This is a genomic window from Glutamicibacter sp. AGC84, assembly GCF_053543575.1.
On sequence record NZ_JBLVOC010000012.1, the window covers coordinates 83,560 to 90,900 of the forward strand.

The following is a 7,341-nucleotide window of genomic DNA, read 5'->3' on the forward strand; positions in this document are numbered from 1 at the left end:
GATTACCCCAAGCCGGTGATTTCCTTCAGCGCCTGGACATGTTGCGCAAAGGCCTCCTGCCCAGCTGAAGTCAGCTTCGCCCAGGTACGAGGCCTTTTGCCCACATACCCTTTCTTGATCTGCACGTAACCGCCGGCTTCCAGTGCGCTCAGATGCCGGGAAAGCACCGAATCCGAAATGCCGATGGCTTCTTTCAAGGATTTGAAATCGGCTTCATCCACGGCTTGCAAGGAGCCCATCAGCGAAAGCCGTACCGGGTTGGAGAAGTCGTCGTTGAGCCGTTCGCGAGCATGGGCATTCACTTGCGCACCATCGCAATTCCGGTCAGGAACAACGGCGCGGCAACGATAATCCAGATCAACGCGATGGCGCCCCAGCCCATGGGTCCCGCCCCGAGCAAGGCAACTGCCACCGCGTAAAGCACCATGCTCGCGATGAACCCCCGAAGATACATCTTGGAATGCCCGCGCGGCAGCGAGCGGTAGAGCTTCCCGTAAGCCAAGGACATTGCTGCAACCGATACGCAGAACAACGCCATGATGACGATGAAGCCGATGAAATTCGCATCGGGACGAAAGACCTGCAGCAGTGCGGCCAGGCCGCCCATGAGCACTCCCAAGATGATGCAATAGGTGCCCAGCAATTTGGCTCCGTACCCGGCGGCACGCTGCATTCCCTGCTGCGCCAACCCCAGGGCGGCCAGTTGCTCTTCAGGACTCATTTTCTTGCCGGAACTCATTTGCTGGCCGCCTTGCGGGCCTTCTGCTGGCGCTGTGCGTAGACGGACGTCATGGTCATGCAAATTGCCATGAAGAAGCCCATGCCAATGAAGATCAGGGAGTTGTTGCCCGTGGCATAGGCGGTCATGGCCATTGCCGCGAAGGCCAGACCTGCCGCGACGGTGATGATGGTGTACCAGGTGCTGAATGGCATCTTCATTGTCCTGCTCCTTTGGCTTTGATCTTCCGAGTTCCCCAACCATAACAAGTACTTTCCGCTCTGGAAAGTACTTGTTATGAATTAGCTGGAAAGATTCCAACGGACGGATGCCCCGGCTACACGAAGGCACTGACTCCGGTCAGGGCACGTCCCACAATCAGCGAATTGATTTCATAGGTGCCTTCATAGGTATGGAGAATCTCGACTTCGCAGAAGACCTTGGCCATTTCGAAATCGCTCACAATGCCGTTGCCGCCAAGCATCGCCCGGCCCAAGGCGGCCGAATCCCGCGCCAGGCGGGTGGCAGTGGACTTCGCCATTGCCGCATCCACCATGTGCAATTCCGCGCGCTCTTGCTTGCGGGCAATATCGCCCATCATGGAAAGGCAGGCGCTCAGGTTGCCTGCAATTTCGGCCAGGGGCTGCTGAATCAACTGGAAAGCGGCCAGCGGCTGCCCGAACTGCTGGCGCTGCGCGACGTAGGCGCTGCAGATGTCGAGCGTTGCCATCATCGCGCCGACAGCCTGCCATCCCACCCACGCGCGAGATTGCATCAATAGCTGGTTTGCCGCAGCGAAGCTGGTCACCCCTGGAAGCTTATTCGCGACGGGAATCCGCACATTCTCCAGCCGAATATCCGCATTCTGCATGCTGCGCAGCCCGATCTTGTGTTCGATCTTGGAAGCGCTATAGCCAGGGCGGTCCGCTTCAACGAGGTAGGCCCCGACCTGCGAAGTTTCCTCGTCCTTGGCCCAGACCAGCGCGAAATCGCTGAAGGTGCCCATGCCGATCCACCGCTTGGCCCCGTTCAGAACGTACTGGTCCCCGTCGCGCTGCGCGGTGCTCCGTATGCCGCCGGCGATATCCGATCCATGTTCCGGTTCGGTCAGCGCAAATGCGCCGTAGGCTTCAAAGCCGGCGAGCTTGCCCAGCCACTGCGCGCGCTGCTCTTGCGAGCCCAATTCGCGGATCATCCCGATCACCAGTTCGTTGTGGATGCCGACCACGGATGAGATTGAAATATCGGCGCGGGCGAGTTCTGCATGGATCAGCCCCCGCAGCAAATGCGAGCTGTCCCCCAGCTGCAATCCGCCCAGTCCGAGTTCGGCCAGTTTTCCGATCAGCTCGGTCGGAAATTCTTCGCGGTTCCAATAGCCAACGGACTGCTTGCGCACCTGATGCTGCGCTACCTGCCTGATTCCAAGCAGTCGCTGCCGTTCGGTTCCACTTAGTTCTCCGGCCACATTCAAGAGGTCCATCCGGGGATTCCTTCCAAACCATAGGATGTCCAAGTATATTGTTGGACTAAGTCTTCTTTTGGGGGTATGCACATGACTTCTCCGCTCTCACGCGATCCAATCGCGCAAGCCAGGGAACAATGGATTTCCCATGGATGGTCAGCCGAGGCCGACTCCATGGCCGCAATTACCGCGGTGATGCGCACGGCATCGATTTACCTGCAGCGAGCCGATGCCATCCTCAAGCCGCACGGGCTGACCTTTGCGCGATTCGAAGTACTCGCCTTGCTCGGTTTCTCCAAGCGCGGCTCCCTGCCCATGAGCCAGGCCAGCCAGCTCCTGCAGGTCCACGCCACCAGCCTGACCAACTCGGTAGACCGCCTGGAAGCCACCGGCTTGGTGCGGCGCATCCCGCACCCGACCGACGGCCGCACCCGCCTTTTGGAGCTCACGGCCGCAGGCCAGCAAGTGCTGCCAGCGGCCCGCGGCGATCTGAACGAAAAGCTCTTTGCCCAGAGCGATCTCTCCGGCACCGACGCCACCGAGATTTTCGAGATCCTGGCCCGATTCCGCAAGGCCTCCGGGGACTTCCTATAGCGATCCGTCGCGGATCGCGTTGATGATCCCGGAAAAATCGGTTCCCGCATCGCCCTCATCGCTGAACTTGCGGTACAGCGCTGCGGCCAGGGAGCCGAGCTGGGCATCGGTACTCGTATGCTCCAGCGCGCTAGCTGCCAAGCCGAGGTCCTTGGCCATCAGCGCTGCGGCAAATCCTGGCTGGTAATCGCGATTGGCAGGGGAAGCAGGCACAGGTCCGGGCACCGGGCAATTGGTGGTGACCGACCAGCACTGCCCCGACGCGGAGGAAATGACATCGAAGAGCGCCTGGTGCTCCAAGCCCAGCCGTTCTCCGAGCACGAAGGCCTCGGCAGCGCCAATCATCGAGATGCCCAGCAGCATGTTGTTGCAGACCTTGGCGGCCTGGCCTGCGCCGTACCCGCCGCAGTGCACGATCCGCTTGCCCATGTGCTCCAGCAGCGGGGTGATCTCTCCGAGATCTTCGGCCTGCGCACCGAGCATGAACGTCAACGTCCCCGCTTCTGCCCCGACCACGCCCCCGGACACCGGAGCGTCGGCGCTTCGATGCCCCGCGGAGACCGCAAGCTGCGCCGCTTCACGGGCCTGCGCTACGTCGATGGCGGAGCACTCAAGGAACAGCGTATTGGGCTTGGCGCTATCAAGCAGGTATTCGCGGTAGGCATCGAGCACGTGCTTGCCCGAAGGGAACATCGTGATGACGATGTCCACGCCGGCGGCCGCCTCGGCTCCGGTAGCCACGGTGCCGATGCCTGCCTCTTGGGCGGCCTGCACCGCATCAGGAACCACGTCGAAGCCCTTGATCCGGTAGCCTGCCTTGTGCAGGTTGATGGCCATGGGCAATCCCATATGGCCCATGCCCAGGAATCCGATAACTGGTTTTGCGTTCATGAGTGGCTCTTTTCCGCTAGATCTTCACCGAGCAGTGCGAAAGTTAGTTCTGCCCCGAACAGGGGCTCCAAATGCCGTTGCGTGCGCTGGCCCGGGCTTAGCCCCGGGACTGCTTCCGTCCATTGCGGGGTGCGGTCCTTGTCGATGACTGCGGCGCGAATCCCCTCGGCGAAATCGGGGTCATCAAGCCGGTGAACGGCAGCCCGATACTCTCGTTGCAGGTCTGTTCTCAAATCCGCTCCAGCCAGGTGGATCAGTTCTTCGGCCAAGCGCACCGAGCTCGGGCAGGCGGCGCCCAATGCCTTCAACGCCTCTTGGGCTTGCGGGCAGTCGTGCAGCTCCAGTGCACGCATGACCGCTGGGGTGCTTGCCTCTCCAAAGGCCTGCACCCATTCTTCGTGCAGGAAGCCAGGCTCCGGAGTCTCGGTATAGCCGGCCAGCACCGACGCGGCCGGCTGGACCTCGAGGTCTGCGAGCACGTCGGGGATCCGGGCCTTGGGCACATACGAGTCGGCCAGGCCCAAAGCGATGGTGTCGGCCGCGCCGAATTTCATTCCAGTCAATGCCGCCAATCGTCCGGCCGCATGCGGGGCACGCGCCAGCAAATGCGTTCCGCCTACGTCCGGGAAGAATCCGATACCGACTTCCGGCATGCCGCAACGGCTGGTTTCGGTAACTATGCGATGGCTGCCATGCGCCGAGATGCCGATGCCGCCGCCAAGGACGATTCCGTCCATGAGCGCAATGTACGGCTTGGGGTACTCGTCGATCAGGACGTTGAGCTGGTATTCAATGCGCCAGAAGTCAGCCGAAGCACCGCTGCGGTCCAAGATATCCCGGTAGATCGCCACGATATCCCCGCCGGCGCACAGGCCGCGCTCCCCTGCGCCCATCACCGCTACCTGGGCGATATCCGGGTCATCGCGCCATTCCAGCAGCACGTCGAAGAAGTCGCGGCACATGTCTGTGTTGAGGGCGTTCAGGGCCTTCGGCCGGTTCAGCGTTATGAGTCCCAGGTGCCCCCGGCGTTCGGTCAGAATCTCAGGCAACAGACTCTCCTTTGAGTGATTGAGGTCACCTACTAGTGTCGAATATACTCGGACTTCCAACTAAATTGAAGTGGCACAAGACAGCAAACTTGATAGGTTGAACTAGTGAAGATTGCAACCTGGAATGTGAACTCGCTGCGAGCCCGCGCCGACCGTGTTGAGGACTGGCTGCGACGTACCGATGTAGATGTCCTGGCTATCCAGGAAACTAAGTGCAAAGACGACAATTTCCCCTGGGAACTGTTCGAGAACAACGATTACGAGGTAGCGCACTTCGGAGTCAACCAGTGGAATGGCGTTGCCATCGCTTCTCGCGTTGGCCTCGAGGATGTTGAGCGCACCTTCCCCGGGCAGCCGGAATTCGGCAAGGCCGGCAAGAATCCGATCCAGGAGCCTCGCGCCATCGCGGCAACCTGTGGCGGGGTGCGCGTCTGGAGCCTGTATGTACCCAACGGACGCGCGTTGGATGATGAGCATATGGGCTACAAGCTGAACTGGCTGGATGTGCTCAAGCAGGAATCCGCCCGATGGCTGGCGGAAAACCCCGAGGCGCAGATTGCCTTGATGGGCGATTGGAACATCGCGCCAAAGGACGAAGACGTGTGGGATATCAACTTCTTCCTGGAGAACAAGTTGACCCACGTCTCGGCGCCAGAGCGCGCCTCCTTCGCTGCCTTCGAGGAGCTGGGCTTCACCGATGTCGTGCGCCCGCACACCGAAGGCGAATACACCTACTGGGATTACACGCAGTTGCGTTTCCCCAAGGGCGAAGGCATGCGCATCGATTTCTCGCTCACCTCGCCTGCGCTCACCGCACGCGTAACCGGCGCAAGCATTGACCGCGAAGAACGCAAGGGCAAGGGCGCCAGCGACCACGCCCCGGTCATCGTGGAGCTGGCCGACTAGTCGTGGCGGCAAAGATGATTGGGCCCGCCGCAGAGCTGACCGCAGCGACAGCGCACCTGCGCGTCTACGAGCCGCTGGATGCTTTCGAGGATTGGGCCCAGTCCATCATCCTGCGTACCCCGCGGCGCACCGCGGAGCAGTGGGATGACTTCGAGAACGAGCGGCTGTGGAGCCGCACCCTGCGCCATGTCTCCGACCCGTTCCCGCACAATGAGCCGGAATTCTTCCGCAGCGTGAAGTCCTTGGACTACCAAGGGGCCGAGCACACGCGCTATTGCCCGGGGCAATTGCAGGCACGCAGCCTGCTCGCTGCCGAACAAGCCGAAGAAGCCATGCGGGCCGAGGTTTTCGACCTGCTGGTACCGCCGGCAGCGCGGCAGGCTAACGCACAACGCGTTGATGCCGACCGCCTGGCCAATGACCTGACCCATCTGCACACGAGGACCTCTTCATGGGGCATCCCGCTGGGCTGGTTTGCCCTCTTCCGCGAGGACGACGAGCACGAGCTGGTTCACAGCGGTGAGCAGCTGAAGACGGTTCGCATGTACGCCACCTTCGAACAGGCCATTGACCGCCTGGCTTGGGCAGTCCAAGCGCTGGCATCCCATGCGCCGCAGTCGCAGCTCTTCGAGGAGCTGGGCAGCCTTGGCGGCTGGCTGGAATCCTTCGACAACAGATCGGTCATTGAACTGGATTATGGCCTGTTGGCAGAAATTGTGTGGCCCGATGATTCCGCGAACGACTTGATGCACGGCATTCAGGCGTTGGAAGACGAGGACATGACTAGCGCCGCCGCCGCATACCGCCGGCTGAGCAATCGCTGGATTGGTCCGCGGCATCTTGGCCGCGCGAACTAACAGCCCCCGGATACAGCAAAAGCCCCGGAATCCGGAGCTTCTGTTTAGTGTGCGACCCTGACGGGACTTGAACCCGCGACCTCCGCCGTGACAGGGCGGCGCGCTAACCAACTGCGCTACAGGGCCTAGTGCTTTGAATAAATTCAAGTCACACAGTAAAACCCCCGGGATAAACCGAGGGCCTGCGTGGCTCCGACCGGCGTCGATCCGGTGACCTTTCGATTTTCAGTCGAACGCTCTACCAACTGAGCTACAGAGCCTGGTACCACTAAGTGGACACCAAATTTACTATTGAAATAGTAAATTGAGCGACCCTGACGGGACTTGAACCCGCGACCTCCGCCGTGACAGGGCGGCGCGCTAACCAACTGCGCTACAGGGCCTAGTGCTTTGAATAAATTCAAGTCACACAGTAAAACCCCCGGGATAAACCGAGGGCCTGCGTGGCTCCGACCGGCGTCGATCCGGTGACCTTTCGATTTTCAGTCGAACGCTCTACCAACTGAGCTACAGAGCCTGGTACCACTAAGTGGACACCAAATTTACTATTGAAATAGTAAATTGAGCGACCCTGACGGGACTTGAACCCGCGACCTCCGCCGTGACAGGGCGGCGCGCTAACCAACTGCGCTACAGGGCCTAGTGCTTTGAATAAATTCAAGTCACACAGTAAAACCCCCGGGATAAACCGAGGGCCTGCGTGGCTCCGACCGGCGTCGATCCGGTGACCTTTCGATTTTCAGTCGAACGCTCTACCAACTGAGCTACAGAGCCTGGTACCACTAAGTGGACACCAAATTTACTATTGAAATAGTAAATTGAGCGACCCTGACGGGACTTGAACCCGCGACCTCCGCCGTGACA

The 7,341-nt window shown here is 60.5% G+C and carries 9 protein-coding genes and 7 tRNA genes (1 of these 16 only partly in view); 3 read left to right on the forward strand and 13 right to left on the reverse strand.

Annotated features, from left to right (window positions below; translation table 11 throughout):
• Positions 1-2: 2 nt before the first annotated feature.
• The 4 genes from ACNPN0_RS08115 to ACNPN0_RS08130 all read right to left on the reverse strand — a co-directional run bounded on the left by ACNPN0_RS08115 (position 3) and on the right by ACNPN0_RS08130 (position 2,198).
• Entirely contained in the window at positions 3-302 is a 300-nt protein-coding gene (locus ACNPN0_RS08115; RefSeq protein WP_105657891.1) for a winged helix-turn-helix domain-containing protein, read from the reverse strand.
• Positions 299-739 (reverse strand): hypothetical protein, encoded by a 441-nt coding sequence (locus tag ACNPN0_RS08120; protein ID WP_332488823.1) that lies wholly within the window; start codon positions 737-739, stop codon positions 299-301. The genes ACNPN0_RS08115 and ACNPN0_RS08120 overlap by 4 nt, the downstream gene beginning before the upstream one ends.
• Entirely contained in the window at positions 736-939 is a 204-nt protein-coding gene (locus ACNPN0_RS08125; RefSeq protein ID WP_402473744.1) for a hypothetical protein, read from the reverse strand. Before ACNPN0_RS08125 ends, ACNPN0_RS08120 begins: the two co-directional genes overlap by 4 nt.
• Before the next feature lie 116 nt (positions 940-1,055).
• Positions 1,056-2,198: an acyl-CoA dehydrogenase family protein gene (locus ACNPN0_RS08130; protein ID WP_448938012.1), complete on the reverse strand. Its 1,143-nt coding sequence runs from the start codon at positions 2,196-2,198 to the stop codon at positions 1,056-1,058.
• 72 nt (positions 2,199-2,270) lie between these two features.
• Here ACNPN0_RS08130 and ACNPN0_RS08135 point away from each other — a divergent pair, with 72 nt between their 5' ends.
• Positions 2,271-2,774 carry a MarR family winged helix-turn-helix transcriptional regulator gene (locus ACNPN0_RS08135; protein WP_105658003.1) on the forward strand — a complete coding sequence of 168 codons (504 nt, stop codon included), beginning with the start codon at positions 2,271-2,273 and terminating at the stop codon, positions 2,772-2,774.
• Here the strand turns inward: ACNPN0_RS08135 and mmsB are convergent.
• Both mmsB and ACNPN0_RS08145 read right to left on the reverse strand, forming a co-directional pair.
• A complete protein-coding gene (gene mmsB, locus ACNPN0_RS08140; protein ID WP_448938011.1) occupies positions 2,769-3,665 on the reverse strand; it encodes a 3-hydroxyisobutyrate dehydrogenase in 897 nt (298 codons plus the stop codon). The two genes, ACNPN0_RS08135 and mmsB, sit on opposite strands and share 6 nt — an antisense overlap.
• Positions 3,662-4,714, reverse strand: a complete 1,053-nt coding sequence (locus ACNPN0_RS08145) for a 3-hydroxyisobutyryl-CoA hydrolase (RefSeq protein ID WP_448938010.1) — start codon at positions 4,712-4,714, stop codon at positions 3,662-3,664. The genes mmsB and ACNPN0_RS08145 overlap by 4 nt, the downstream gene beginning before the upstream one ends.
• A gap of 105 nt (positions 4,715-4,819) precedes the next feature.
• On the opposite strand from ACNPN0_RS08145, the gene ACNPN0_RS08150 reads away from it, so the two are divergent.
• The gene (locus ACNPN0_RS08150; protein ID WP_448938009.1) at positions 4,820-5,620 is read left to right on the forward strand and encodes an exodeoxyribonuclease III; all 801 of its coding nucleotides are present in this window, start codon (positions 4,820-4,822) and stop codon (positions 5,618-5,620) included.
• 14 nt (positions 5,621-5,634) lie between these two features.
• Entirely contained in the window at positions 5,635-6,477 is an 843-nt protein-coding gene (locus ACNPN0_RS08155) for a hypothetical protein (RefSeq protein ID WP_105662680.1), read from the forward strand.
• A gap of 52 nt (positions 6,478-6,529) precedes the next feature.
• On the opposite strand, the gene ACNPN0_RS08160 is transcribed toward ACNPN0_RS08155, so the two are convergent.
• From ACNPN0_RS08160 to ACNPN0_RS08190, 7 genes are all read right to left on the reverse strand, one after another.
• Positions 6,530-6,603, reverse strand: a tRNA-Asp gene (locus tag ACNPN0_RS08160).
• Positions 6,604-6,664: 61 nt separating this feature from the next.
• Positions 6,665-6,737, reverse strand: a tRNA-Phe gene (locus tag ACNPN0_RS08165).
• Between the two features lie 49 nt (positions 6,738-6,786).
• Positions 6,787-6,860: transfer RNA gene (locus ACNPN0_RS08170), tRNA-Asp, on the reverse strand.
• A gap of 61 nt (positions 6,861-6,921) precedes the next feature.
• Positions 6,922-6,994, reverse strand: a tRNA-Phe gene (locus ACNPN0_RS08175).
• Positions 6,995-7,043: 49 nt separating this feature from the next.
• A tRNA-Asp gene (locus ACNPN0_RS08180) sits at positions 7,044-7,117 on the reverse strand.
• A 61-nt stretch (positions 7,118-7,178) separates the two neighbouring features.
• A tRNA-Phe gene (locus ACNPN0_RS08185) sits at positions 7,179-7,251 on the reverse strand.
• Positions 7,252-7,300: 49 nt separating this feature from the next.
• Positions 7,301-7,341, reverse strand: a tRNA-OTHER gene (locus ACNPN0_RS08190); it runs 61 nt beyond the window's last position.